Source organism: Sphingopyxis sp. Soil_C_28 (genome assembly GCF_057657055.1).
In genome coordinates, this window is the sequence record NZ_JBDGJE010000003.1 from 340,064 (window position 1) to 363,172 (window position 23,109).

At 62.1% G+C, this 23,109-nt stretch carries 25 protein-coding genes; 12 read left to right on the forward strand and 13 right to left on the reverse strand.

The window, feature by feature from the left end:
- Positions 1-13 precede the first annotated feature (13 nt).
- The 12 genes from ruvB to AC3A43_RS15170 form a co-directional block, all read right to left on the reverse strand.
- On the reverse strand, positions 14-1,036 hold the full coding sequence (gene ruvB / locus AC3A43_RS15115) for a Holliday junction branch migration DNA helicase RuvB (protein WP_487793375.1): 1,023 nt from the start codon (positions 1,034-1,036) through the stop codon (positions 14-16).
- A 1-nt stretch (position 1,037) separates the two neighbouring features.
- Positions 1,038-1,772: a haloacid dehalogenase type II gene (locus tag AC3A43_RS15120; RefSeq protein WP_487793376.1), complete on the reverse strand. Its 735-nt coding sequence runs from the start codon at positions 1,770-1,772 to the stop codon at positions 1,038-1,040.
- Entirely contained in the window at positions 1,765-2,175 is a 411-nt protein-coding gene (locus AC3A43_RS15125) for a GFA family protein (RefSeq protein WP_487793377.1), read from the reverse strand. The genes AC3A43_RS15120 and AC3A43_RS15125 overlap by 8 nt, the downstream gene beginning before the upstream one ends.
- Positions 2,172-2,711 (reverse strand): hypothetical protein, encoded by a 540-nt coding sequence (locus tag AC3A43_RS15130; RefSeq protein WP_487793378.1) that lies wholly within the window; start codon positions 2,709-2,711, stop codon positions 2,172-2,174. The genes AC3A43_RS15125 and AC3A43_RS15130 overlap by 4 nt, the downstream gene beginning before the upstream one ends.
- Positions 2,708-3,310: a Holliday junction branch migration protein RuvA gene (gene ruvA / locus AC3A43_RS15135; RefSeq protein WP_487793379.1), complete on the reverse strand. Its 603-nt coding sequence runs from the start codon at positions 3,308-3,310 to the stop codon at positions 2,708-2,710. The genes AC3A43_RS15130 and ruvA overlap by 4 nt, the downstream gene beginning before the upstream one ends.
- Before the next feature lie 140 nt (positions 3,311-3,450).
- Entirely contained in the window at positions 3,451-3,924 is a 474-nt protein-coding gene (gene ruvC, locus AC3A43_RS15140) for a crossover junction endodeoxyribonuclease RuvC (RefSeq protein ID WP_487793380.1), read from the reverse strand.
- A gap of 148 nt (positions 3,925-4,072) precedes the next feature.
- On the reverse strand, positions 4,073-4,819 hold the full coding sequence (locus tag AC3A43_RS15145; protein ID WP_487793381.1) for a YebC/PmpR family DNA-binding transcriptional regulator: 747 nt from the start codon (positions 4,817-4,819) through the stop codon (positions 4,073-4,075).
- 87 nt (positions 4,820-4,906) lie between these two features.
- Positions 4,907-5,722, reverse strand: coding sequence for a hypothetical protein (locus tag AC3A43_RS15150; RefSeq protein ID WP_487793382.1), 816 nt, complete (start codon positions 5,720-5,722; stop codon positions 4,907-4,909).
- On the reverse strand, positions 5,719-6,267 hold the full coding sequence (locus tag AC3A43_RS15155; protein ID WP_487793383.1) for a hypothetical protein: 549 nt from the start codon (positions 6,265-6,267) through the stop codon (positions 5,719-5,721). The genes AC3A43_RS15150 and AC3A43_RS15155 overlap by 4 nt, the downstream gene beginning before the upstream one ends.
- A gap of 11 nt (positions 6,268-6,278) precedes the next feature.
- A complete protein-coding gene (locus tag AC3A43_RS15160; protein WP_487793384.1) occupies positions 6,279-6,596 on the reverse strand; it encodes a YbjQ family protein in 318 nt (105 codons plus the stop codon).
- A gap of 32 nt (positions 6,597-6,628) precedes the next feature.
- Positions 6,629-6,871 (reverse strand): DUF2312 domain-containing protein, encoded by a 243-nt coding sequence (locus AC3A43_RS15165; RefSeq protein ID WP_037514655.1) that lies wholly within the window; start codon positions 6,869-6,871, stop codon positions 6,629-6,631.
- 63 nt (positions 6,872-6,934) lie between these two features.
- Positions 6,935-7,255, reverse strand: a complete 321-nt coding sequence (locus tag AC3A43_RS15170; RefSeq protein WP_487793385.1) for a DUF1244 domain-containing protein — start codon at positions 7,253-7,255, stop codon at positions 6,935-6,937.
- Positions 7,256-7,363: 108 nt separating this feature from the next.
- On the opposite strand from AC3A43_RS15170, the gene pyk reads away from it, so the two are divergent.
- The 12 genes from pyk to AC3A43_RS15230 all read left to right on the forward strand — a co-directional run bounded on the left by pyk (position 7,364) and on the right by AC3A43_RS15230 (position 22,166).
- Positions 7,364-8,818: a pyruvate kinase gene (pyk, locus tag AC3A43_RS15175; RefSeq protein ID WP_487793386.1), complete on the forward strand. Its 1,455-nt coding sequence runs from the start codon at positions 7,364-7,366 to the stop codon at positions 8,816-8,818.
- Positions 8,819-9,016: 198 nt separating this feature from the next.
- Positions 9,017-9,790 carry an arginyltransferase gene (locus AC3A43_RS15180; RefSeq protein ID WP_487793387.1) on the forward strand — a complete coding sequence of 258 codons (774 nt, stop codon included), beginning with the start codon at positions 9,017-9,019 and terminating at the stop codon, positions 9,788-9,790.
- Positions 9,791-10,062: 272 nt separating this feature from the next.
- Positions 10,063-11,109: a hypothetical protein gene (locus AC3A43_RS15185; RefSeq protein WP_487793388.1), complete on the forward strand. Its 1,047-nt coding sequence runs from the start codon at positions 10,063-10,065 to the stop codon at positions 11,107-11,109.
- Between the two features lie 4 nt (positions 11,110-11,113).
- Entirely contained in the window at positions 11,114-11,902 is a 789-nt protein-coding gene (locus AC3A43_RS15190; protein ID WP_487793389.1) for a hypothetical protein, read from the forward strand.
- A 37-nt stretch (positions 11,903-11,939) separates the two neighbouring features.
- Positions 11,940-13,091 carry a hypothetical protein gene (locus AC3A43_RS15195; RefSeq protein ID WP_487793390.1) on the forward strand — a complete coding sequence of 384 codons (1,152 nt, stop codon included), beginning with the start codon at positions 11,940-11,942 and terminating at the stop codon, positions 13,089-13,091.
- Between the two features lie 37 nt (positions 13,092-13,128).
- Positions 13,129-14,196, forward strand: a complete 1,068-nt coding sequence (locus tag AC3A43_RS15200) for a hypothetical protein (protein WP_487793391.1) — start codon at positions 13,129-13,131, stop codon at positions 14,194-14,196.
- The gene (locus AC3A43_RS15205; protein ID WP_487793392.1) at positions 14,193-15,215 is read left to right on the forward strand and encodes a hypothetical protein; all 1,023 of its coding nucleotides are present in this window, start codon (positions 14,193-14,195) and stop codon (positions 15,213-15,215) included. The genes AC3A43_RS15200 and AC3A43_RS15205 overlap by 4 nt, the downstream gene beginning before the upstream one ends.
- 177 nt (positions 15,216-15,392) lie before the next feature.
- Positions 15,393-15,755 carry a DUF3060 domain-containing protein gene (locus AC3A43_RS15210; protein ID WP_487793393.1) on the forward strand — a complete coding sequence of 121 codons (363 nt, stop codon included), beginning with the start codon at positions 15,393-15,395 and terminating at the stop codon, positions 15,753-15,755.
- A 249-nt stretch (positions 15,756-16,004) separates the two neighbouring features.
- The gene (locus tag AC3A43_RS15215; RefSeq protein WP_487793394.1) at positions 16,005-18,440 is read left to right on the forward strand and encodes an NAD(P)-binding domain-containing protein; all 2,436 of its coding nucleotides are present in this window, start codon (positions 16,005-16,007) and stop codon (positions 18,438-18,440) included.
- On the forward strand, positions 18,440-19,321 hold the full coding sequence (locus AC3A43_RS15220; RefSeq protein ID WP_487793395.1) for a hypothetical protein: 882 nt from the start codon (positions 18,440-18,442) through the stop codon (positions 19,319-19,321). Before AC3A43_RS15215 ends, AC3A43_RS15220 begins: the two co-directional genes overlap by 1 nt.
- 15 nt (positions 19,322-19,336) lie before the next feature.
- Positions 19,337-21,271 (forward strand): cytochrome c3 family protein, encoded by a 1,935-nt coding sequence (locus AC3A43_RS15225; RefSeq protein ID WP_487793396.1) that lies wholly within the window; start codon positions 19,337-19,339, stop codon positions 21,269-21,271.
- Between the two features lie 43 nt (positions 21,272-21,314).
- On the forward strand, positions 21,315-22,166 hold the full coding sequence (locus tag AC3A43_RS15230) for a metallophosphoesterase (protein ID WP_487793397.1): 852 nt from the start codon (positions 21,315-21,317) through the stop codon (positions 22,164-22,166).
- On the opposite strand, the gene AC3A43_RS15235 is transcribed toward AC3A43_RS15230, so the two are convergent.
- Positions 22,160-23,104 (reverse strand): D-2-hydroxyacid dehydrogenase, encoded by a 945-nt coding sequence (locus AC3A43_RS15235; RefSeq protein ID WP_487793398.1) that lies wholly within the window; start codon positions 23,102-23,104, stop codon positions 22,160-22,162. The genes AC3A43_RS15230 and AC3A43_RS15235 overlap by 7 nt on opposite strands.
- Between the last annotated feature and the right edge of the window lie 5 nt (positions 23,105-23,109).

Genomic DNA, 23,109 nt, shown 5'->3' on the forward strand with positions numbered 1-23,109 from the left:
CGCGGAAATCCGCCTATTTTCCTTGATCGAAAAGTCCGTCCTGCGATCCCGTCGGCGGGTTCAGCCCAAGATGCTTCCACGCGCTGGCGTTCAGCATCCGCCCGCGCGCGGTGCGCGCGATCAGGCCGACCTGGAGCAGATAGGGTTCGATCACATCCTCGATCGTGTCGCGCGGTTCGGACAGCCCTGCCGCCATGGTCTCGACCCCGACCGGCCCGCCGCGATAGATATCGGCGATCATCGTCAGGTATCGCCGGTCCATCGCATCGAGCCCGAGCGCGTCGACTTCGAGCCGGTTGAGCGCGGCATCGGCGGCCTTCGCATCGACGATTTTATGCCCCGCGACGGTCGCGAAGTCGCGGACGCGACGGAGCAGCCGCCCGGCGATGCGCGGCGTCCCGCGTGAGCGTTTCGCGATCTCCAGCGCGCCGTCGGATGCGATCGGCAGCGAGAGCAATTTGGCGGCGCGCGTGATCACCTGTTCGAGTTCGCCGTGCGTGTAGAAATGGAGCCGCACCGGAATGCCGAAACGGTCGCGCAGCGGCGTCGTCAGCAACCCCTGCCGCGTTGTCGCGCCGACGAGGGTGAATTTGGGCAGGTCGATGCGGACGGAGCGCGCCGAAGGGCCTTCGCCGATCATGATGTCGAGCGCGCGGTCTTCCATCGCGGGATAGAGGATTTCCTCAACCGCGGGCGACAGGCGGTGGATCTCGTCGATGAACAGCACGTCGCCGTCCTCGAGATTTGTGAGCAGCGCGGCAAGGTCGCCCGCCTTGGCGATCACCGGGCCGCTGGTCGAGCGGAAACCGACGCCGAGTTCACGTGCGACGATCTGCGCCAGCGTCGTCTTGCCGAGCCCGGGCGGTCCATAGAAGAGCACATGGTCGAGCGCGTCGCCGCGCGATCTTGCGGCCTCGATGAAAATGCGCAGGTTTTCACGTGCGGCAGCCTGCCCAACGAATTCGGCGAGCGTTTTCGGGCGCAGCGCGGCGTCGGCGTCTTCGGGAGTGCGGATGGGGGTGGTTAGGTCGGTCAAATCAGCATCCCAATTGCGCCGCCAATGCGGTCAGGCTGTCGGCGCTATACTCCCAATCCTGCGCCGCGTCGGCATCGGGCGCGCGGGCGCCGCCATATTCCATGGGCCGGTTGATATGGGCAGTCATCAGCCCGCAAGCGCGCGCGGCGGCAAGATCGCTGTGATGCGAGGCGACGAGACAAAGCTCGTGCGGCACAAGCCCCAGCGCATCGGCGGTCGCGAGATAGGCGGCAGGTTGCGGTTTATATGCGCGGGCATATTCGGCGCCGAGGATGGCGTCCCACACGAAGCCGGCGCGGCGCGCCATATCGATCATCAGCGAGACATTGCCGTTCGACAGCGTGACCACGGGAAAGGCGGTGCGCAGCCGGGCGATCCCCGCGACGCTATCGGGCCAGGGATCGAGCCGGTGCCAAGCGTTGGTCCAGTTGGCGAGCAGGGCGGGATCGAGTGCGGCGGCATCGATGCCATGCTCGTGCAGCACCGCGTCCAGCATTTCGCGGTGCAGGATGTCGAGCTTGACGAAGCCGCGCTGACCGCCGCTGACCGCCGCCATCGCGGGCAGATAGCGGCGGCGCCACTGGTCGGCGAAATCATGCGGGTCGATGTCGCCGCGGTCGATCTTTGCAAGGAAGGTCGCAGATTCGCGGGCGATGCTGGTGCGCCAGTCGACGACGGTGCCGAACACGTCGAAGGCGAGGGCTTTGGGGCGGCGGGCGGCGGCGGGCTCAGTCATGATGCTCTATTGCATCGCCGGTGATCGAAACCCAAGGCTCCATGCGGTCCTCGTACACCGAATAGTCGGGGACGAAGCCGTGGCCGGGTTCGAAATTGCCGACCGGTATCGCGTAGGCATCGTGATAGGGGCGTGCCCGGTACCAGACGCCCGAGCCGCATGTGCCGCAGAAAAAGAAGTCGGCGGTGTTGCCGCTGTCGCCGGCATATTGCCACATCTTCGCACTCGCTTCGCCCTCGATGCGGACCTGCTCGGCCGGAAAGCGAACCTGCGCGGCAAAGGCGCTGCCGCTCCGCGCCTTGCACTCGCGGCAATGGCAGACCGACACGCGGATCGGCTCGCCGGTGCAGGCGATGCGGATCTGGCCGCAGCGGCAGGATGCGCGGCGGATGCGGTCGGTCACGCACCAAGCTCTTTGAGGCCGACATCCTCAGGATGGATCAACGGTAGTTTGGGAAAACGCGCAATTTCGTTCCCCAAGTTAATGATCGAATGCATTAGCAATGCTACTTGGACCATATTCTGCGCGGCTTCTTGAGTGCTTGGATCAAGCCCATGAGGACCGTCAGGGCGCGTACTATCGATCGCTGATTTGCAGTATGCATAGAAGTTTACAATTTTGCAGGCTTGCACAGGCTTCAGAAGACCCAAATCCGACACAAGGCCTTCAAAAACAGTGAAATAGTTCGATCTAATGTCGATAATATAGGACTGACCGTTCCACATTCCTCGTTGCACATCCGACGCGATCTTTCCCACGGTATCTGGGTAGCCCTGCGTAGTAATCAGTCGGCAAATCGAATCGACTTCGCTGCAGATGGCTGTGAGCACAACTTCAGCGCGCTTTCGCTTTTCCAAGAAGTTAGCGAGTATCTGGAATGCTCCGGTCGCAACGGCACCGATCCCCGCAGCGATAAGTTCGGAAACCCCGATGATCACTTCGCCGCTTTCTTCAGCGCCACCCGCACCAGCGCATCAAGGCTGGCATCGGCGCCCAGTTCCTCGCTCGCCGCCGCAACCGCTGCGCTGGCTTCGCCGGGTTTGAAGCCGAGGCCGGTGAGGGCGGTGACGGCGTCGGCGAGGGGGCCGGGGGTGGTGGGCACGTAGGCGGCGCCGCTGCCCGCGATGCCGCCCAGCGCACCTGCCTTGTCCTTTAGTTCATGCGTGATCCGCTGCGCGAGTTTCGGGCCGACGCCGTTGGCGCGGGCGATCATGGCGCTGTCGCCGCTGGCGAGCGCGCGTTGCAGGTCGGTGATTTCGAGCGCCGAGAGGATCGCGAGCGCGACCTTGGCGCCGACGCCCTGGACGCTGGTGAGCAGGCGGAACCAGTCGCGTTCCTCGGCCTTGGCAAAGCCGAGCAGGCGCAGGAAATCCTCGCCGACCAGCATTTCGGTGTGGATGGTGACCTCGCTGCCCGTAGGACCGAGCGCGTCCAATGTGCGCGCCGATGCCTCGACCAGATAACCGACGCCGCCGACGTCGATCACCGCATGGCCTGCGCCGCTGGAGTCCAGCCGTCCGGTGAGTTTTGCGATCATGGTCCGTGCCTAACGCGGGGAGAACGAAAAGGGAATCAATTTCCCTTCGTCGTACAATCCTCCCCATATTTCGTCACCCCGGACTTGATCCGGCATCGATGGCCGCGTGGACTCCGGATCAAGTCCGGGGTGACGAGATGCTAGTAGCGCGGTCTATGGTTCGCGTGGCAGATTGCGACCGCCAGCGCATCGGCGGCATCGGCGCCCGTCACCTTTGCTCCGGGGAGCAGCACGCGCAGCATCGCCTGGACCTGTTCCTTCGCCGCGCCACCGGTTCCCACGATCGCTTTCTTGACCAGCCGCGGCGCATATTCGCCCACCGGCAGCCCGGCGCGCGCGCAGCCGAGCAAGACGACACCGCGCGCGTGGGCGAGTTTCAACGTCGATTGCGGATTGTCGTTGACGAACACCTCCTCGACCGCGGCGCATAGCGGGGCATGGTCGGCGATCACGGCGGCGAGCACGGTGTCGAGATGCGCGAGGCGGTCGGGCAGGGGGGTCTTGGCGTCGGTCTTGATCTGGCCGTTGGCGATATGGCTGATCCGGCTGCCCTCGACGCGGATGACGCCCCAGCCGGTGCAGCTGAGCGAGGGGTCGAGGCCGAGGATGATCATGTGAACAATCCTCCCTGTGCCGCAGGCATGGGGAGGTGGCAGCGCGAAGCGCTGACGGAGGGGCCTTGGCGCAACCGTCGCTGCCCCTCCACCATTCGCTTCGCGAACGGTCCCCCTCCCCATCGCTTCGCGACAGGGAGGATTTGGTTCAACCCAATTTCTCCATCACCGCGTCGGGGATTTCGTAATTGCCCCACACGGTCTGGACATCGTCGTCGTCGTCGAGCGTGTCGATCAGCTTGAACAAGGTCTGCGCGGTCGCTTCGTCGGTGACTTCGCTTTTCAGCGTCGGGCGCCAGGCGAGTTTCACGCCTTCGGCTTCGCCGAGCTTGGCCTCGAGGGCTTTTGCGACTTCGTGCAGGCCGTCGATTTCGGTCCAGATATCGTGGCCTTCTTCGGACGATTCGACATCGCTGGCGCCCGCGTCGAGTGCGGCTTCGAATATGGTGTCGGCGTCACCCGCCTTGGCAGGATAGCTGATCAGGCCGAGGCGATCGAAGCCGTGCGCGACGCTGCCCGAGGTGCCGAGGTTGCCGCCATTTTTGGCAAAGGCGGTGCGGACGTTGGTCGCGGTGCGATTGCGGTTGTCGGTCAGCGCCTCAACGATCAGCGATACGCCGCCGGGGCCATAACCTTCGTAGCGGATTTCCTCGTAATTATCGCCTTCGCCGCCCGAAGCCTTGTCGATCGAGCGCTGGATATTGTCCTTGGGCACCGACTGCGCCTTGGCGGCGTTGATCGCCGCACGGAGACGGGCATTCGCGTCAGGATCGGGCAGGCCCATCTTCGCCGCGACGGTGATTTCGCGCGAAAGCTTGGAAAACAGCGAGCTGCGCTTTTTGTCCTGCGCACCCTTGCGGTGCATGATGTTCTTGAATTTACTATGGCCGGCCACGGGAGGATCCTGCTTGAAGTTAATCTATGAAGCGGCCTATCGCGTAGCGGGCGACATTTTTCAACGCCCTTGCTTGCTGCCCCTTCTCTATTCGGCGGGTTTCCCGGTGCGCAGATCGATCACGCGGCCGCGCTCATAACCCAATATGCCGGGAACCGGCGCGAGCCGGTTGATCCACTCGGCCCCGGGTTCGGGAAACAGCCCCACCGCGTGATAGTCCGCGATCGCCAGGGGAAAGGCCGCGAGCGAAGCCGGCCGCGCAAGCGCATCGGTCGGCGGGACAAGCGCTTGCCCGAGGGTGAAGCCATAGGCGAACATCGACGGTCCCAGATTGTCTTCCAGATGCGGGATCGGCGATTCCTTGTGCACCTTGTCGGCGAACAGCGAACCCATTTCAGTGATCGCTCCGGCGCGCGCCGCGAATTTCACTGTGCCAAGGCAGTTGCACGCGGTGATGCCGCGTCCGCCGACCGAAACGCCATAGAGAATATAGGTTCCGGCGGGCACCTCGACCAGAAACGTGCGCATCGCGCCATCTTCCAGAAAATCGCCGGCATCGACGGCAAAGGCATTTACCGGCCCACCATAGGTAAAGGCATATTCTTCGATCGTCGGCGGTTTCCCATCCTTCGCCTTTTTGGCGAGCTTGGGCAGATCTGCCGCATAAGCGGCTTCCTTTGCGCTGCGGTAAGCGGCGATCTCCGCCTCAGTCGGGATGCGCAGGAAAATATGCTCGATGTTGATCATGCCCGATTTTGCGGTGCTTGACCGGAACAGCAGATAGGCCTTGGCGGGATCGAGAGCGGCGGGCGCGACTTTGTGGTTGAGGACGCCGTCGCCGCCCTTGGCCAGTGCGATTCCGGGTGCGAACACCAGCAAACAGGCGAGGAGCAGGCGGATCATTCGCTAACTTCCGTCGTCGAGAGTTTGGGGCCGGACGCGAGTTTTGCCTGCATCGCGATGAGGGTCGCCTCATCGCCGTCGTTCAACCGGTCCCAATCCGCCTCGGCGATCGCGTAGCGGGCGTAGCCGCGGGGCTTCATACAGCGGCGCAGCTTGTTGTTGCGCTGCCCGCGTTCCAGCTTCGGCACGATGATCGAAGCCATCGCTGCGCCGACGAGACCATAGGAGCCGGCGGTGTAGCCTTGGGGTTTGCGCTTGAGGGGCTCGACCCAGGGACGGAAGGTCGGCAAGGTCGTCACGCCGTCACGAACCAGAAAGCTGCGGCATTCGGCAATGTCGACATAGGCTTCGGCGAAACTGACGGTCGGATTGTGAAAGAAGAAGAATTTATACCCGTCCTTCAGCCCCTTGGGATCGGCTGATGGCGCGATGTCGGGGACGTTGATCGCCGCGGGATCGGGCAGGGCATCCTGCGCCGCGACCGGTCCGCCTAACATCGCCGCGGCGAATATCAGCGCCGCCCTCCTTGTCGATCGCGCCCCCATAAACCCTCCCGTCAGATGATGACGGCCGTCCCGCTTGCCGAAACCATCAGCATCGACCCGTTCTGGCCGAGGACTTCATAGTCGAGGTCGACGCCGATCACCGCATTGCCGCCGAGGCGCGCCGCCTCGGCTTCCATTTCGCTGATGGCTTCCTTGCGCGCGCGCGCAAGGACATCCTCATATTTGCCCGAGCGGCCGCCGACGATGTCGGTGATGCTCGCGAACAGGTCGCGAAACAGATTGGCGCCGACGATCACTTCGCCAGTGACGATGCCCAGATATTCGCGGACCGGACGGCCCTCGACATTGTTGGTGGTGGTGCTGAACATCGTCACTCTCCTGATGGTTGTACGCGTTGGTGTCAGTCGATTCCGAGCGCCGATTTATACACGTCGAGAATCGCTTCCATTTCCTTGCGATCATGCACCGGCAATTTGCGCAGACGGACGATCTGGCGCATGATTTTCGGGTCGTAACCCTGCGACTTCGATTCATTATAGGTGTCGCGGATATCGTCGGCGATGCCCTTTTTCTCTTCTTCCAGACGCTCGATGCGCTCGATGAAAAGGCGCAGTTGTTCGTCGGATACGGTGGCTTCGCTCATTTTTGGCTCCGGTAGTTGGGATGATGTGGCGCGAGAATCACGCCTGGCGCGTCCCTAATAGCCTCAAGGGTTTTTCGCCATGCTTTCTTCCATCCGCGCGAGTTGTTCGGGGGTGGCGGCGGTGTGGTGCAGTGCTTTCCACTCCGCGGTGGAAGTGCCGTGGACGATGGTTCGGCCGGTTTCCTTGTCCATGCCGCCGGCTTCGGCAATCCAGTCGCCAAGGCAGTTGCGGCAGAATCCGGCGAGTCCCATCAGATCGATATTCGCCGCATCGCTGCGATGCCGGAGCAGGCGCACGAGGCGGCGGAACGCTGCCGCAGCAACGGCGTCGTCGAGCGCATCCAGCGCGTCGTTCGCGGCGGTCTGGTCGTCGCTGCAGGACATGGCGGAATTCCTTCTTGTCGGCGGATGAATAGCTATACGCGACTTGCCTTGGTCGGGGCAACGCGCCTACGCAAGCTGCCCCAGCTTTTTCATCCGTTCGGAGCATTTGTGGTCCAGAATTTTACCCCCCGCCAGCGCAAGGTGCGCATCCTGGCGACCCTTGGCCCCGCCAGCGCCAATCCCGAGATGATTGCCGAGCTGCATCGCGCGGGCGCCGACGCCTTTCGCGTCAATATGAGCCATGGTGACCATGCGGGCCATGCCAAGGTCATCGCGGCGATCCGTGCGCTCGAAAAGGAAACCGGTCGCCCGACGACGATCCTTGTCGACCTGCAGGGACCGAAATTGCGCGTTGGTACGTTCAAGGACGGCCCGGCCGATCTGGTGAACGGCAAGACCTTCTCGCTCGATACCGACAAGACGCCGGGCGATGCGACGCGCGTCTATCTGCCGCACCCCGAATTGTTCGCCGCGCTGGAAGCCGGCACGCGCCTGCTGATCGACGACGGCAAGCTGGTGCTCCGCGTGAAGAGCGTCGCGCCCGAGCGGATCGAGACGGTGGTCGAGGTGGGCGGCAAGATTTCGGACCGCAAGGGGGTCAATGTCCCCGACGTCGTTGTGCCGCTCGCCGCGCTGACCGAAAAGGACCGCAAGGACCTGACCTTCGCGCTCGAACAGCATGTTGACTGGATCGCGCTGTCGTTCGTGCAGCGGCCCGAGGATGTGGCCGAGGCGCGCACGCTGATCGGCGGCAAGGCGGCCTTGCTGGTCAAGTTCGAAAAGCCGTCGGGGGTGCAGAGGATCGAGGAGATTCTGGAGCTAGCCGACGCGGCGATGGTCGCGCGCGGCGATCTGGGTGTCGAATTGCCGCCTGAAGCGGTGCCGCCGCTTCAAAAGAAAATTGTCGCAACCGCACGGCGGATGGGAAAGCCGGTGGTCGTCGCGACGCAGATGCTTGAATCGATGATCACCTCGCCGTCGCCGACGCGGGCTGAAGTGTCCGACGTCGCGACCGCAATCTATGACGGCGCCGATGCGATCATGCTGTCGGCCGAAACTGCGGCGGGCGCCTTTCCGGTCGAAGCGGTGACGATGATGGATTCGATTGCGCGCTCGGTCGAAGGTGACCCCGATTATTTCCGCCGCCTGCATTTCACCGAAACATTTCCTGACGCGACGACTGCCGATGCGCTGGCCGAAGCTGCGGGTAGCATCATCTCGACGATCGCCGCCGATGCGATTATCTGTTTTACTTTTTCGGGATCGACCGCGCGCCGCGTTGCGCGCGAACGGCCCAATGCACCGCTGCTCGTGCTGACGCCCAAAAAAGAGGCGGCGCGGCGGCTTGGGCTGCTCTGGGGCGCGCATGCGGTGCCGACGAAGGATATCGGCAGTTTTGAAGAGATGATCGCCAAGGGCAAGCGGATGGCGCTGCGCCATGGCATCTGCAAGGCGGGCGCAAAGCTCGTCATGATGGCGGGCGTTCCGTTCGGCACCCCGGGGTCGACGAATGTGCTTCATGTAGCGACGCTGACCGGCGACGAACTTCGCGGCTACATTTAGGATTCGTGCCTTAGTCGATTCAAATCGGCACAAAAGTTACCGGCTGATTCACAAAATTTTCGGGTTGATTCAGAACGGGACGTCATAAAATGGTAAATGGACTTTGCACCATTGACGCCGCGCGGCATAGTTGGTGCAAGTAGCGCGTCGGACCCGCGTCGGGGGGGCTCCGCATCGCCAGTCCGGAGGTTTTTCCGCGTGTCCGCACCGTTCCGTTTTCCGCGCTTTTTTGTCACCAGCCCGGCGCCTTGCCCATATCTGGCAGGCAAGACCGAACGCAAGGTGTTCACCGAGCTTGGCGGCAACACCGCGAACGAGCTGAACGATGCGCTCGGCCGTATCGGGTTTCGCCGCAGCCAGTCGGTCGCCTATCGTCCGAGTTGCGCCGATTGTTCGGCGTGCGTCTCTGTGCGCGTTTGCGCGAGTGAATTCACGCCAAGCAGTTCGCAAAAGCGCAATATGCGTCGCAACGGCGACCTGGTCGCCACCGCCTGCAAGCCATGGGCGACCGAAGAGCAATATGCTTTGTTGCGCTCGTATCTCGGCTCGCGCCATCCCGACGGCGGTATGGCCGATATGGATGAGCAGGATTTTGCCGACATGGTCGAACAGACCCCGGTCGATAGCTATATGATTGAGTATCGCGAGCCTGCGGCCGAGGGTGGCAAGGGGCGGCTCGTCGGTTGTTGCCTGACCGATCGCCAGGGCGACGGGCTGTCGATGATTTACAGTTTCTTCGACGCGGCGCACCCGATGCGCGAGGGGCTGGGCACCTATATCATCGCCGACCATGTCCAGCGTGCGGCGCGCGCCGGGCTGGCCTATGTCTATCTGGGGTACTGGATCGAAGGGTCGGCGCGGATGGCGTACAAGGCGCGCTTCCGCCCGATCGAGCGGCTTGGCCCTGAGGGCTGGTCGCGGTTCGAGCCGACCGCGTCGGACGGCCTCGCAGCGATGTTTGAACTCGCCTGATCCTGCCGCGCGCGCAGCGCGCCGATGTACCGGTTGTGATTTCCGTCACAGGAGCCGTTCAGCATACTGCTAGCGTTCATCGCATGGGTTGCGATCGGATGACATACCAGCTTGGTTTTTCACAATATTTTTCCTGCGGGTCGATATTGACCCGGGACATGTGGCGCCGTGACCAGCGATTGCGAAACCGCTAGACCTTTAGCTGGAGAAGTTTCGCCCACGGCTCCGTGAAGGACGATAATTAAATGATTTGTCATGGTATTTGGCGCGCGATGATGGCGTTGTCCGTACTGGGCTTGCTGCCCAGTGCAGCGCACGCCCAATCTGCCGAGCAACAGGCCCAGCACGCCCGCGAGATGAACGATATTGCCGCGACGGCGCAAGCGCCGAACGGCAATGGGCCGCGGCCTTACTCCGAGCCAAGCTTTCAATATGATTTGCGACCGTCGAAACCAGGCAACGCGGCGGTCGCCTATCATGTCGATACGGGATCTTCATGGGTAACAACATCTTACAAGAGTGCCGATGCTGCCAAAAAACGGGCGCTGGATGGATGCAACGCGGCCACCGGCGGCGGATGCTACATCGCTGCCGCGTATGAAAGTTCCGGCGACATTTCAGAATCTGGCGAAATATTCATTGCAGAGGATGCGATGGGCCAGCTGTGGATCAAGGCAGTAAAAAAGCGTCCAGACACACCCTACACATATGATTATAGAATAACCGATCCAGCGCGAATCCTCTGCCAGAGGCAGTCCTTCGGTTGTTCGATGTTAAACAGTTATCACAACGGACATATCTTTCTCGACGTCGATCCTGATCGCGATCAGTCCGAAAATTTCTTTCCCAAAGGCAAGCTTCACTGGAATCGCTGGGCCATGGTCGCGCAGCCGACGACCCAGGCCGCCGCGGCGCAGGCCAGAAGCTGGTTGATCAGCGGCAAGCAAAATTCGGCGGCAACCCGCAAGGAAATTCTCGATCGATGTCAGGCGGATGCAGGGGTGCCGTGCGCGATATCGGCCTATGCCGTGAACGACAGCGAGGTGCTGACCAATGACACGGGTTCAGCAAATGGCCTGTTGGTGCATTTCGTCGATGCGCGAGGAGTAAACCGCTGGATCAGCGCCGTGGCGACGAAGCCAAAAAAGAAAAAATACAAAAAGCTGTATCGTGGCGAACCTGATCCGGCGGAGGAGGCTCTCGATCCGGTGACCGTGCAGGAACGCGTCAACCGGATATGCCCGCCATCGTCGTGCCGCGTCATCGCCACCTATGATGCCGCGACGCCGCGGATGCAGGTGATCGAGGATGTGAAGTGACGGCGTGCAAGATGATTTTGGAGTGATGATGATGCAATATTTCCGACCAACCCTGCTCGGCGCGGCCGCCATTTTGGCCTTCCAGCTTTCCGCGCCCGCCCAGGCCTGTTCCGATTTGCCCAATATCTGCGCCGCACAGGCGCAGCATAACCAGAGTATGAACGACATCGCGGCGACGCCGCAGCGGAACGATAACAGCCGCGACGACGACGACGGCCCATCTGGCGAGCGGCCCCGCGATCCGATGGCACAGGCGATGGCCGACATTTACGGCGTCGGCGAAGCATCGTCGGCGTTCGGCGGCGAGCTTCAACAGCGTATGAAAGACCCGGAGTTCAAGGCGGCCTATGATCGTTACCACAATGGCGGCTGGGACTTTTTTCAGGACAGCAACAACCCGAAGCCCGGCGAATATTGCTCGGCCTTATATATGAAGGGCGAAGCCATGGTCCGCATATCGGGTCCCGGCAAAGATTATGACGGCGCAATGCTGACATTTTCGGGGCCCGACATCACCGGGTCGCCGGACGTGAAAAAAATTAAGGTTACGCTCGATCAAAGTGACGGCACCTCGCAGTCGGTCCAGGCTTTCAATTACAAGTTTCCCGGCGAAGTCTACGCCTCGATCGCCTTTGCCGTGCCGACAATCGAGGCGGGGCTGGCAGAAATGAAAGAAACATGGGGCTTCGACGTGCTGGTCGAAGGCAAGTCGGTGTTGAAGATCGAATGGAAAGACGGCCTTGCCGCGCGCAAGCAGCTCGAAAATTGCCTCAGCAAACGCAAGTCGAGCTAAGGCTATGACAAATCGATTTCGCGTGCGGCACACGGCCATGCTGATGGCCATCGGTGTCGGCGTCGTCCCGTCTGCCGCTTCGGCACAGGCGCTCTTTTTCCATGTCGATGGCGATCCGGGCGACCGTCAGGCCTATTATTCGCAGACGCTGGTCATGAACCGCACGTCGCCCAGCGAGGCGCTGGGTCCGATCGCGATCAAACAGCTCGACCTCACCATCATCCATGAAAATGCGGCAAAGCCCGAATGGACCATGCTGCGGCTGCAGTTCGAATGCCCGAGCATGTTCGCAATCGCGACCGGCAAAGCGGACGGGAAAATTCCGGAATCGGCCTCTGTAAGGATGCGGATCGGTGAAGGCAGCGTGACGTTACGCCGCGATTTGCAGAATGAAGAGGTTCCGCCGGGATCGTGGGCAACGACCAGCGATCCGGCCATGCTCAAGGCGCGAAAACTTGCCTGCTATGAAGCCGATATCAAAACGGCGATGTTCGAATCCTATCGCAACCAGCGGTTCGACATGGCTGCGTTCAATGCAAAACTGAAGCCACTTGGGTTTACCGAAAGCGTTATGGTCCTGGCCGAAACAACGGGGCCGGAGCAGATTGAACTCACTTGGTCGCGGCTATGGCGCGGCAGCAAGCGGCCAGACCCAACCGGCATGTTCAGCCGACCCGCCACCGACGCAGAGCGCGCTGAGGCCACGGCGAAAATGGCCGTCCTCACCAAAGAACTCGAAACCTTGACGGCAGAGATTCGCGGCAAATATGAGCAGAGCACCAAAAATTTGGCCGCCGGGTTCGAATTCGACGAAGCCGCCGCAAAGCTGCGCGGCGACCGCAAACCGCGCGGCATCGCATCCCAGCTTCTCATGGCCTGGCAGGCAAAGCCCGAGGAGGATGTGGTCGCAAAGATGGGGCGGCCGCTCATCTCGGATTCTGGAGACCTGCGTGTTCTTTCCTATGGTCAGCAATATGACAATCGCGTGCTGGTCGGCAGCACCAGCGGCGCGACATGGGTCGAGGGCACGTACATGGCGTGCGACGTACAATTTGTAACCATTCCCGACCGCAACGGGGTTCGCCGTGTTGCCGACGTTCGCATCAGCGTCGACAGCAACAAGCCCGGATGGGGTGGCGCCGGCACCGGCGAAGCATGCGGCGAATTGTTGCAGGCACCGGGCCAATGATCGGCCACGTCCCATTGCGGTATAGTGAGGATGTTCAATGACGCTTTTTCGGATGTGGGCGGCGCGTTTCCTCCTGCCGTGCTTGCTTGCCCTTGCGTTTTGTTTGCTGCCAAACGCCGCATCGGCCGAGGGCCGCTGCCCGCCCGGAATGTTTGAAACCGGCTCGCGGGACTTTATCGCCTGCGCCCCAATTCCGGGTTATGGAGAATCCGACCAAGACGGCGGCGATGAACCGAGCCGTCCCCGGGCGCCGCCGGTGGAAATCCAGCCAAGTTATATGGCAGCGGCACAACATGTGGATACCGGTTCGCTCTGGGTATCGGTAGGCCACCGGACGCTCGATGCTGCCAATCAGCATGTGCTCAAAGCCTGCAACGCTGCAACGCGCGGCGGATGTTATGTTTCCGACACGCATTTTGGCGTGGGTGAGCTCTATGTCGCCGAGGACGCCATGGGCCAGCTTTGGACCAAGATGCAGCCCTATGATAAAGCTGCACCCAGGTTCAGTATCGTCGATTGGAATGCAGCGATCGAACACTGCTGGAAAAACTCTTTTGGCTGCAGATATGCGGGCCGCTTCGAAAGCGGTTTGTTGCCGCTCAACGACAATCCAGACAAGGAATATTACGAAGACCGTTTCCCCAAGGGCCAAATGCGATGGAAGCGTTGGGCATTGGTCGCTCGGCCGACGCAGACCGCTACCGCCGCTGGGCAAAACAAGAGCTGGCTGATCAGCGGCAAGGAAGACTCGGTCGCCGCGCGGAAGGAAGTTCTGGATCGCTGCCAGACGGCGTCGGCCGCACCATGCACCGTCGCCGCCTATGCCGCAAAAACCGATGATATGGTGGCATTTTCGGGCGGCCCCACGAGCGTCAATGGCCTGTTGGTGCATTTTGTCGATGCGAGAGGGCGTAACCGCTGGACGAGTGCGGTTCCGGACAGTGCGGAATACCAAAAAAGGAAAAACAGGAAAAAGGCCTACATCAGTCCGATGACGGTCCGACAGCGCATCGACCAGCTGTGCCCACCCAAGCTGCCTTGCCGGGTTGTCGCCACCTACGATGCCGCGACGCCGCGGATGCAAATAATCGAGGATATTCAATGACGCATTTTCGCATATCGGCGGCGCGCTTCATTTTGCCGTGCCTACTGGCCGTTGGTTATTGTTTTCTTCCAAGTACCGCTTGGGGCTGCCCGCCCGGAATGTTCCAAACCGGGTCGCGGGACTTTATCGCGTGCGCCCCAATTCCGGGTTATAATCAGGGCGGCGACGATGGTGGTGATGAATCTCAATCCACATCGCAAACCTACAACGTACCCGTTCGGCCGATTCAGCCCAGCTACATGGCGGCGGTGACGCATATCGATACGTCGTCCTATTGGGTTACGCGCGCGCACTGGACTGCGGATTCAGCCAATAATCGTGCGCTTGCGGCCTGCAAGGCGGCGATGGGTGAAGGATGTGTCCTCAACGAAACGATATATGGATATGGCACTTTCGGTGTGATGATCGATGCGATGGGTCTGCGCTGGATTAAATCCGGTGCCGATGTTCCCAGAGGCACACCAGAATCGATCCGATACCAAGCGCTTGCTATGCTGTGCGTCAAAAATTCGTTCGGCTGCGAGTTCGACGAAACTATATGGCAAGGGGCCATACCAGAAGATGCGGTGCCGCCGACCAATTTCGTCACCGATAATTTTCCGCTTTATGGAGTCAATCGGCACCATTGGGCGTTGCTTGCCAGGCCGGAAAGCACACCATCGACTGCCTGGCAGAACAAGGCCTGGTTGATGAGCGGAAGCCAGAATTCTGCGGAGGCACGCAAAGCAGTTCTTGATCGTTGCCGGGCGGACTCAGGCGTATCTTGTGCCATCGATGTTTATGTCGCGAACGGCGTGCTGGTTCGTTTCGTCGATGCGAAAGGAAAAGCAGGCTGGACGAGCGCGGTGACGAAAAGGGTGGTTGAGTCGATCGGGAGCTACAGGAGGAAAAAGCCCAAGATCGACCCGGCGTCGGTTGCGGCCCGTGTAGAGCGGCAATGCTTCGTCAAGCCATGCAAAGTCATCGCCACCTACGATGCGGCAACGCCGCGGATGCAGGTGATCGATGACGCCCGATAAGGTCGGTCGTCAAGGTTGGGCGAGTTTGTGGGATAGGCATCGACCGAACCCGGCGCTGCCTTGTTCCTGGAAGGAAAGCCCGTCGACGGCGTGTCGAAATCATGGAACCGAAACCGCTTCAAACCATTGAAACAAGCAAGTTTCTCGGCACGAAGGAGAAGGGTCTTGGGCTTGAAAATGTTTGATTCAAAATTTTTGATCGCTGCGGCCTTGCTCGGCATTTCGCTGCCGGCACATGTTGCCGCCCAGTCGGGTACGCGCGACGGCGCGACGGTCAATGGCGTCGACCAGACGCTGACCATCGATTGCGAGGGCCGTCCGGCCGCGGTGTCGGGATCCGACAATCGCATCACCTTTGTCGGCGATTGCCCCAGCCTGACGCTGAACGGCGTCGATAATCAGGTGACGATCAGCCTGCGCGGGGGCGCGCCGCTTAAAGTATCGGGCGTCGACAATGTCGTGACGTGGCGCGTAAATGGAAAGGGCCGGCCGAAGGTGTCTATCCAGGGCGTAAATAACCAGGTTCGCGCGGCGCAATAGCGACGGCGCTGCGACGCAATGGCTCACCTTCGCGGCAAGCTTTTGCCCGCGACCAGAATCTCTTCGCCACCGGTTGACCTTTCCTCGCTTTCAAGGGCATAGCTTTGCGTCCAGGACATTAGTCCGGGTCGCATCCGTTATGAATTCGCCGGGGGGCTGGCGAGAGGGGGAAAGGATGCCCGTGCGCGCGTTCGTCAGCATCTCGGCCAGCGATTGCAAATTCGGCTTTAACTGCCGGGTTCCACGCGCATGAGCGAACCCGTCAAGGTCGCGATCATCGGCTCGGGCCCCGCGGGACTCAGTGCTGCGTCGCGTGCCGCACAGCTTGGGCTCAGCCACATATTGCTCGAAAAGACCGACCATCTGTCGGACACCATCTTCAAATATCAAAAGGGTAAGCGCGTGCTCGCGACGCCCGAACGGCTCGACCTGCGCTCCGACTGCCGTTTTGCCGAAGGCGCGCGCGAATATATCCTCGGCAACTGGGACGAGGACGCCGCGAACAATAAAGTCAACGTGGCGTATCACGCCGAGGTCGCGGAAGTGACCGGCGAGAAAGGCGCCTTCGCGATCAAGACCGCCAAGGGCGACGTCTATACGGCAGAAAACATCGTCCTCGCCATTGGTACGCAGGGCAATCCGAACCGGATGCGCTGCGAGGGCGCCGACATGCCGCACATCATCTATCAGGTCGATGATCCCGAAGATTTCAAGGACAAGCATATCACCGTCGTCGGGTCGGGCGACGCGGGGATCGAAAATGCGCTCGGCGTCGCCGAGGAAGCGCTCGAAAATACTGTCACCATCCTCAATCGCTCGAAGGATTTCGCGCGCGCCAAGGCGAAGAATGTCGCCGACATGACCGAGGCCGGCGAGAATGGCTTCATGTCGATCCGCACCGAAACGCAGCCGAAGAAGGTCGAGGCTGGCTGGCTGACGCTGGAAACCCCGACCGGAGAGGAGCGGATCGAGTGCGACGTGATCGTCGCGCGGCTGGGATCGGTCGCGCCGCGCGGTTTTGTCGAATCGATGGGAATAGAATTCACCGGCCCCGACCGCGAGGCTTTTCCCAAGCTGTCGCCGACCTTCGAAACCACCGTCCCCGGCCTTTATGTCATCGGCGCGCTCGCGGGCTATCCGCTGATCAAGCATTGCATGAACCAGGGCTATGACGTCGTCGAATTCCTGAACGGCAACCAGGCGCTGACGCCCGCCGACGAAAAGGATCTGGCGGCGATCTTTGAAAAGCTGCCGCAGCAGAAATCGGTTAGCGAATGGCTCGAGTTCCTGCGCACGCGCATCCGCATCTTCGCCGACGTCTCGCCGCTCCAGATGCGCGAATTCATGCTCGATTCGAAGGTCGCCTTTTATTCCAAGGGCGACGTCGTGTTCGAAAAGGGGGATCCGGGCTCGTCGCTCTTCGCGATCGCCGATGGTCATGCGGTGGTCGAGGTCGGCCCCGATTTTACGGTGCCGATCGAGGAGGGCTCGATCTTCGGCGAGGTCGGCCTGATCTCGGGCCGCAAGCGCGGCGCGACGATCCGCGCGGGCGAAGACGGCATCTTTGTCGAAGTGTCGCGCACCGCGGCGCTCAAGCTGATGGCGGCGGTCCCGGGCGCCAAACGCGTGATCAACCGCATCTCGCTCGAACGCCAGCTGCTGCAGATTTTCAAGGGCGGGCTGACGGTCGAGGATCTCGAACCGATCGTCGAGGATCCGGCGATCGAACGCGTCGCCGCGGGCAAGGTGGTGCTCGCCGAGGGCGACGAGGGCGACGACGTCTATGTCATCCGGTCGGGGTCGATGGTCGTCGAAAAGGATATCGGCGGAAAACCGATCTTCCTCCGCTATCTGCCCGCGGGCAGCTTTTTCGGCGAAATGGCGGTTCTCAGCGGCGCGCCGCGCAACGCCACCGTCAAGGCCGCAGTCGCGAGCGAAGTGATCCGGCTGAAGGGTGATGTCTTCAAGGCGATGCTCGCGAAACGTCCGCAGGTCCGCGAGGCGACCGAGGCCGCGGTCGCCGAACGTGCGCAGATGAACAGCTTCATCGAATCGCGCAAGGCAAGCTATTCGAGCGCGGTCGATCTCTATTCAGACACCGCGACCTTCATCATGAAGGAAGGGCTGGGCGAGGCGACCGACGCGCTGCTGATCGACGAGAATCTGTGCGTCGGCTGCGACAATTGCGAAAAGGCGTGCGCCGACAGCCACGAAGGCCTGTCGCGGCTCGACCGCGAGGCGGGCAAGACCTTTGCCCATCTGCATGTGCCGACGAGCTGCCGCCACTGCGAGCATCCGCATTGCATGGCCGATTGTCCGCCGAACGTGATCCACCGCGGCCCCGACGGCGAGGTGTTCATGGAGCCGGGCTGCATCGGGTGCGGCAACTGCATGCGCAACTGCCCCTATGGCGTGATCCGCATGGAAGCCGCGCCGCCCGAGAAGCCGAGCCTGCTGCGGTGGTTGCTCACCGGCTTCGGTCCTGGCCCCGGCGAACCCTCGCCCAAATGGACCAAGAAGCAACTGGGCGACGAGAAGCCCAAGAAGATCGCGGTCAAATGCGACATGTGCAAAGGCATTTCGGGCGGCCCGGCGTGCGTGCGTGCGTGCCCGACCGGCGCCGCGATCCGCGTCTCGCCCGAAGAATTTCTGTCGATCGCGCGGCTCGAAGAGGATGCCGACTGATGGCATCGCTTTTTCAGCGCCGCCGCACCAAGGCGACCCAGACCGAGCGCGTGCGCGAGCGGCGGCACGAGGGCTTTCTCCGCTACGCGGGCTTCCGCTGGGCCAAGATTTCGGGCGGACTCTGCCTGCTCATCATTATGAGCTACGCGCTGGTCGACGTCACACCGCGGCATAATGGTGGCAGCTGGTACGGCTATACGCTCGGCACGATCGGCGCGGCGCTCATCCTGTGGCTCACTGCTTTGGGATATCGCAAGCGCAAGATGACGAACGACGCCTGGTCGCTAAAGGCCTGGACGTCGGCGCATGTCTATCTCGGGCTCAGTCTGATCGTCGTCGGCACCTGGCATACGGGGTTCCAGCTCGGCTGGAATGTTCATACCCTAGCCTGGGCGCTGATGATGCTGGTGATCCTCTCGGGGCTCTATGGCGTCATCGTCTATGCGACTTTGCCCGCTGCGCTGTCGAACAACCGCGACGAGATGACGCAGATGCAGATGCTCGAGGCGATTCGCGCCTTCGATCGCCAGCTGCATAGTGCCGCGCAGCCGCTGACCCCCGCCGACACCGCGCCCGTACTCGCGGCGCTCGACGAGGACCCGTTCGCGGGCGGCGCCGTGGCGCGTTTGTCGGGCCGCTATCCCGATTGCGCGACCGCGGCTGCGCTGCGCACGCTGTCGCTCTCCAACAGCAGCGACCGCGAGGCGCGCGAGAAGGTCGTTGGTCTGCTCAAGCAGAAGGAGGCGGCGCTGACGCGGCTGCGCCGGCACCTCAAGATCCGCGCATTGCTCGAAATCTGGCTTTATGTGCATGTGCCGCTGACCTTTGCGCTGATCGCGGCGTTGTCGGCGCATATCATCAGCGTCTTCTTTTACTGGTAAGGCGGGGAGGGGACCATGAGCTTCATCCTGCGCCGTATTTCGACGACGAAGACCGGCAAACAGATCGTCCGCGATACGCCGTTGCCGGGCGATGCGATCACCCTCGGGCGCGAGGGCAGCAATGTCATCCATGTCGCCGACCTGGCGGTGAACCCGCATCACGCGACGATCAGCAGCGCCGACGGCCGCCACGTCCGCGTCGCGGCAAGTGAAGGGCTGGGCTTCGACCTCAACGGCCGTAGTGAAACCGTCGCCGATATCGACAGCAGCGCGGGCGGCGAATTGCGCTTCGGCGGACACCGGCTGACGATCGCGCGGGAGAGCGAGAATATCATCCTGCTTGTCGAGCGTATCGACGAGCTGTCGCAATCATCGAAGGATGTCGATGAGGCCAAGGCTTTCTCGTTGCAGGGCGTGATGCTGGGCAAGCGCATGGGGGCGTGGCTGTTCGGCGTGCTGATGCTGCTCGCTTTCCTGATCGGGCCGATCTGGGCGTGGTACAGCTACAAGAATGTCAACGAGCGCCCCGATGGCTATCACGCCGACAGCGCATGGCTCTCGGGCCCGCTGTCGAGCGCGCATGCCAGTCTGAAGAACGACTGCCAGTCGTGTCATGTCGAGCCCTTCGTCGCGGTGACCGACAAGGCCTGCGTGGGCTGCCACACCGGCGAGCATAAGACGATGAGCATGGCACACGCCAATGCACCGACCGCGATGCTGCTCGCTGCGCGGCATCCGCCGGGCGTTGGCGAGCGCATTCTCGATGGCTTCGCCAAGACCTTCAACAAACCGCAAGGGCGCTGCGTCGAGTGCCATACCGAGCATGAAGGTTCGGGGCCGATGCCCGCGACGCCGCAGAAATTCTGCGCCGACTGTCATGATGGCATGTCGGCGAGGCTCAAGACCGCAGGGCATCCCACGATGCTCGCCGATGCCGCCGATTTCGGCACCAACCATCCCGAGTTCCGTCCGCTCGTCCGCCCGTCACCGGGCGCAAAGTTGGTGCGTGCCGCCGCCGGCAAGGGGACTGTCGATTACAACGGCCTGAAATTCCCGCACGATATGCATTTGCAGGCGACAGGCGGGGTCGCGCGCACGGCAGCGAGCTTCCGCGGCCGCTATGATTTCGGGAAGAAGCTCGAGTGCCAGAATTGCCACCGCGTCGAGGCCGACGGGGTGCGGGTGAAGCCCGTCGAGATGGAGCGCGACTGCGCGATGTGCCACAGCCTTGCGTTCGAAAATGTCGGCGGGGTGACGCGGACGCTGCGCCACGGCGAGCCCGATCAGGTCGTCGCCGACCTCACCGCTTATTACCGCTCGACCCCGCCAGCGCGGCCCTTGCAGCTTGGCGGAATGCAGCGGCGGCGTCCGGGCGCCTATGCTGAGGGGCAGGTCTACAACATCTATTTCAACGAAGTCGCGATGCGGCCCTCACGTGCGCAGGATGCGGTACGCGCGGTCTTTTCGAAGGGCGGCGCGTGCTATGACTGTCACACCATCTTTGCACCGCAGGCGGGTAAGGGGTGGCGCGTGGCAGCGGTCGACCAGACGCCGCGCTATCTGCAAAAAGGCTGGTTCGACCATGACGCGCACCGCGAGACCGAATGCGCCGATTGCCACACCGCGGCACCGGCTTCGACAGTGTCGACGGACCTCCTCGTTCCGGGCCTTCGCCAATGTCGCGATTGCCATGTCGGCGAGGGTGGCGCACGCGTGGTGAAGGTTGAAACCGCCACCGAATCGCCATGCGCGATGTGCCACGAATATCATTCGGACGGGGGCAAGCCGTGGCTGCCGCCGCGCCAGCGCAAGAAAAATACAGCCGCAATCACAAATAAACGTCTTGGTCCTAGCCATGGTGTGAGCATGATCACAGGAACCGGGGGGCGGGGCCTTTACGAAGTGACATGGCGCACACCTTCCTTGCACGCGGCAAGGCAGGGCGGGTAGGTTTTGGGTCGCCGGGCCAGGCCGGCGGGAGCAGGGGACGGATATGCTGATCGCACAGATCACAGATATCCATATCGGATTCGATCCGGACAATCCGGCCGAATATAATCGCAAACGCCTCGACGAGGTGCTCGACGTGCTGATTGACGGGCCAAACCGTCCCGACCTGTTGCTCGCCACGGGCGACATCACCGACCGCGGCGACGACGACAGCTATCGCCGCCTGGCGACCGCTTTTTCGCGCTGTCCCTTTCCCGTCTGGCCCAGCGTCGGCAATCACGACCTGCGCGACAATTTCCACACCCGTTTTCCGGGCTTCGACGACGGACAAGGCTTTGTGCAGTATACGATCGAGCTGCCGCAGTTGCGCCTCGTGACGGTCGATACGCTGGAGGAGGGGCGCCACGGCGGGGCCTTTTGCGCGCAACGCGCGGCGTGGCTCGATGCCGAACTTTCGAAGGACAGCGCCAAGCCGACCTATATCGTCATGCACCACCCGCCGGTCGAAAGCGGCATCGAGTGGATGAACACCGATCCCGACGAGCCCTGGGTCGCAGTCTTTACCGACGTCGTGCGCCGTCACCCCCAAGTCCGCGGCTTGATCTGCGGCCATCTCCATCGCAGTGTCACCGTCGCGTGGGAAGGGCGCACGGTTGCGATCTGTTCTTCGACCGCGCCGCAGGTATCGCTCGATCTTCGCCCGATCGACGAGAACAAGCCCGACTTTCGCCCGATGATCGTCGCCGAAGATCCCGCCTATGCGCTCCACCACTGGAACGGGCGCGAACTCGTCAGCTTCTACGACCATGCCGGCGCGCACACGATGCTCGCCAAATATGACGAGCGGCTGCAACCGCTGGTGCGCGAATTAAAGGCCGAACGGCCGGCTCAATAGCCGAGCGTCAGATCGACCCGCGGTTCGACGGCTTCACCCTGGTTCCAGCGATCGAGATTTTCGAGAAAGCGCTGCGCCGAGCGGACGAACATCTTGTCCTGCGCGCGGCCTGACAGGTGCATCGTGATGTGGGCGTTGTCGAGGCTCCACAGCGGGTGACCTTCGGGCAGGGGTTCGGGGGTAGTGACGTCGAGGAAAGCCGAAGCGATCTGCTGGCTGTCGAGCGCAGCGACGAGCGCTTCCTGATCGACGACGCTGCCGCGCGCGATATTGATCAGCGTCGCGGTCGGCTTCATCGCGGCCAGTTCCGTAGTGCCGATCATGCCGTCGGTTTCGGGGGTGGCGGGGACCGCGAGGATCACCCAGTCGAAATCGCCGAGCTGGCCCCGCCACTGGTCGGGGGTCAGCGTGTTCGGGCCGGGCGAGCGGCGGACGATCGTGACATCGACCGCGAACGCCTTGAGCCGCTCCTCGATCAGCTTGCCGATCGCGCCATAGCCGAGCAGCAGCGCCTTAGACCCAAATAATTCGATCTTGCCCGGCGAATCCATCAGCCATTCGCGGCGGTCCTGCGCGCGGACGACGTCGCGATAGCCCTTGGCGACGGTGAGCATGCCCATGACCACATATTCGGCGATGGTGATGGCATTGATCCCCGCGCCGTTGGTCACCACAGTGCCGCGTTCGTGGAGCAGGTCCAGCGGCATGCCGTCGACCCCGGCATAGATGGAGTTCAGCCATTTGAGCTGGGTTGCGGCAGTGATGATGGCGGCCATGTCCTTCTTGTCGTACATGTCGAACCAGCCGATCTCGGCCTGCGGCGCGAGTTCGAGCGCCTCTTCTTTCGACGCGAAGAAACGCGGTTCGATCCAGTTGGGCAGGCGGTTTTCGACGAGCGGACGGATAAGGCCCGAGAGGACAGTGACGGTCTTGGTCATGATTT

Coding starts and splice junctions, on each gene's coding strand:
- AC3A43_RS15150 (WP_487793382.1), bottom strand. CDS start 5,722: ATGATCCGCCTGCTCCTCGCCTGTTTGCTGGTGTTCGCACCCGGAATC.
- AC3A43_RS15170 (WP_487793385.1), bottom strand. CDS start 7,255: ATGTCCTGCAGCGACGACCAGACCGCCGCGAACGACGCGCTGGATGCG.
- AC3A43_RS15220 (WP_487793395.1), top strand. CDS start 18,440: ATGGCATCGCTTTTTCAGCGCCGCCGCACCAAGGCGACCCAGACCGAG.
- AC3A43_RS15225 (WP_487793396.1), top strand. CDS start 19,337: ATGAGCTTCATCCTGCGCCGTATTTCGACGACGAAGACCGGCAAACAG.
- AC3A43_RS15160 (WP_487793384.1), bottom strand. CDS start 6,596: ATGTTCAGCACCACCACCAACAATGTCGAGGGCCGTCCGGTCCGCGAA.
- AC3A43_RS15120 (WP_487793376.1), bottom strand. CDS start 1,772: ATGACTGAGCCCGCCGCCGCCCGCCGCCCCAAAGCCCTCGCCTTCGAC.
- AC3A43_RS15185 (WP_487793388.1), top strand. CDS start 10,063: ATGATGGCGTTGTCCGTACTGGGCTTGCTGCCCAGTGCAGCGCACGCC.
- AC3A43_RS15235 (WP_487793398.1), bottom strand. CDS start 23,104: ATGACCAAGACCGTCACTGTCCTCTCGGGCCTTATCCGTCCGCTCGTC.
- AC3A43_RS15210 (WP_487793393.1), top strand. CDS start 15,393: ATGTTTGATTCAAAATTTTTGATCGCTGCGGCCTTGCTCGGCATTTCG.
- AC3A43_RS15165 (WP_037514655.1), bottom strand. CDS start 6,871: ATGAGCGAAGCCACCGTATCCGACGAACAACTGCGCCTTTTCATCGAG.
- AC3A43_RS15155 (WP_487793383.1), bottom strand. CDS start 6,267: ATGGGGGCGCGATCGACAAGGAGGGCGGCGCTGATATTCGCCGCGGCG.
- AC3A43_RS15195 (WP_487793390.1), top strand. CDS start 11,940: ATGCTGATGGCCATCGGTGTCGGCGTCGTCCCGTCTGCCGCTTCGGCA.
- AC3A43_RS15200 (WP_487793391.1), top strand. CDS start 13,129: ATGACGCTTTTTCGGATGTGGGCGGCGCGTTTCCTCCTGCCGTGCTTG.
- AC3A43_RS15230 (WP_487793397.1), top strand. CDS start 21,315: ATGCTGATCGCACAGATCACAGATATCCATATCGGATTCGATCCGGAC.
- ruvA (WP_487793379.1), bottom strand. CDS start 3,310: ATGATCGCAAAACTCACCGGACGGCTGGACTCCAGCGGCGCAGGCCAT.
- AC3A43_RS15215 (WP_487793394.1), top strand. CDS start 16,005: ATGAGCGAACCCGTCAAGGTCGCGATCATCGGCTCGGGCCCCGCGGGA.
- AC3A43_RS15205 (WP_487793392.1), top strand. CDS start 14,193: ATGACGCATTTTCGCATATCGGCGGCGCGCTTCATTTTGCCGTGCCTA.
- ruvC (WP_487793380.1), bottom strand. CDS start 3,924: ATGATCATCCTCGGCCTCGACCCCTCGCTCAGCTGCACCGGCTGGGGC.